Annotated in this window: 2 protein-coding genes and 1 pseudogene; 2 read left to right on the top strand and 1 reads right to left on the bottom strand. The window is 25.2% G+C overall.

From position 1 onward, the window contains the following. Positions 1 to 577, top strand: a 577-nt coding sequence (locus G3997_RS03655; RefSeq protein ID WP_296648260.1) for a sugar kinase, incomplete at its 5' end; no start/stop codon positions are given. Between the two features lie 273 nt (positions 578 to 850). On the opposite strand, the gene G3997_RS03650 is transcribed toward G3997_RS03655, so the two are convergent. Beyond that, entirely contained in the window at positions 851 to 1,444 is a 594-nt protein-coding gene (locus G3997_RS03650; protein ID WP_296648256.1) for a class I SAM-dependent methyltransferase, read from the bottom strand. Positions 1,445 to 1,718: 274 nt separating this feature from the next. On the opposite strand from G3997_RS03650, the pseudogene G3997_RS03645 reads away from it, so the two are divergent. Beyond that, positions 1,719 to 2,019 (top strand): annotated as a pseudogene (locus tag G3997_RS03645) (hypothetical protein); the annotation flags it as partial.

Here is a 2,019-nt window from a genome sequence, read left to right as displayed (position 1 = left end):
TGCTAAGATTCTTCATGTTACTGGTATTACTGCTGCACTTTCTCAAAAAACATTAGATGCAGTATACAAGGCTATAGATAAGGCTAGAGAAAATAAAATGCTAATTACTTTTGATCCAAACATTCGTGTTCAATTATGGAAAAGTAAAGAGTATATGATAGAAGTTTTAAATGATATAGCTAGTAAATGTGATATAATATTACCAGGAATAAAAGAAGGTAATATATTAACAGGAAAAGAAACAAAAGAAGAAATTGCAGACTTCTATTTAAATAATGGTGCAAAGGCTGTTGTAATAAAAAATGGAGCTAGTGGTGCATACTTAAAAACACTTGAAGAAGAAAAAATAGTTCCAGGATTTAAGGTTAAAGAAGTTGTTGATACTGTTGGAGCAGGAGATGGATTTGCAACAGGAGTATTAAGCGGATTACTAGATGGAGAATCATATGAAAATGCACTTGTAAGAGGAAATGCAATAGGAGCACTTATGGTGACATCAAAAGAAGATAACTCAATACTTCCAACACAAGAAGAATTAGATGCATTTATTATGTCTCATGAAAGACAAGTAGTGTAAATATAAAGTATAGATAAAAGAAGAGCAATTTGCTCTTCTTTTTATTACGATAGTTTTATGATACATTAAAAATTGTTGTTTAGTTATATATAAATTATTGGTTATGTATTATTGTAAGAAATATATAGTATTTATATAATAAAACTCGTTGTGCTAGCTAAATATGATTATTGAAAAGTATATTTCACTATTGAAAGAACTCAGTATAATAAATTAAATATGCTGAGTAAAATAACTAACACAAAAGATTAATATAATATATATCTTTATATGTTATATTTTATAAGCAATTCCTTTAATAAATACAAAAACCTTGTTACCGAATTTCTCATAATTACTTATCTTAAAGTTGGCATTTTCTATGTTTCTGTAAGTATCACAATTGATATTGCATTTACCAACCTTTTTCCAAGTACTGTTTAAAGAATTTGCTAAGTTTTTATAAGCTTTATCATGTGGAAGTACATGTTCTATAAAAATTAATTTTCCGTCATCCTTTAAAACTCTATAGATTTCTTCTAATGCCTTATTAGGATTATCAATAGCACAGAATGTAAGGGTAACAACTACTGTGTCAAAATACTTGTCTTCAAATGGTAACTTTTCAGCATTTGCAGTTATATAGTTTATATTTATTTCTTTATTTAATTTATGATTTAGTATAAATTTATTAAATTTTAAATCTAAAACATTTAGTGATTCAATATTTTTAGGATTATAGTAGTTAAAATTGATTCCACCTCCAGAGCCTATTTCAAGAACTTTTCCATTGGCCTTTGTTATGAGTTCTTTTCTTCTTTTATTTAGAGATATTTTTTCAAAAGGCATCATAAATAAGTTAAATATAATTGTTATTAGTTCGTTCACATTTTCCTCCAAGTTTTTAATATTTTATAATTTATATTATACATTTTTTTACAAATATAAAGATAATAAATCTAAAATCTATATAATTATTTATAAAAATTAATTAAGCTAAGTAAGTTTTTATATCAATTAAAATACTTACCCCTCTACAAATATATTTATAAATTAACTAAATATATTTCAAGAAATAAAGAGATAAATAAACTAAAATAATAAATGAAAATGAATATCAATAACAAAGTTGATAACATAATTAACAGAGGGGAGAAGCAAAATGTTATTAAGAAAGAAACTTTGCAAGACTACAGCTATAACAATAGCAGCAATAAGTTTATTTGGAAGCCAAATAAACACTGTAAATGCATATCAAGGAGTTAATCCGATTACAGAAATTTCGCAAGAAGTATCTAAATCTGCATTACAAAATGGAGAGTATAAATTAAAGAATATAATACAAATAGAAGATGAAGAAAATAATACTAAGTCTAGGATATTAGCAAGTGGTATAAGACCTTATAAGTACTATATGTCACTTATGATAGTATTTTATTTGCTATCTTGTTCTAGTAGTATTA

Origin of the sequence: Romboutsia sp. 13368, assembly GCF_018336475.1 — a bacterium.
Classification (GTDB): domain Bacteria; phylum Bacillota; class Clostridia; order Peptostreptococcales; family Peptostreptococcaceae; genus Romboutsia.
The sequence above is the reverse complement of the archived record's forward strand: the minus strand, read 5'-3'. Positions and strand labels throughout refer to the sequence as shown.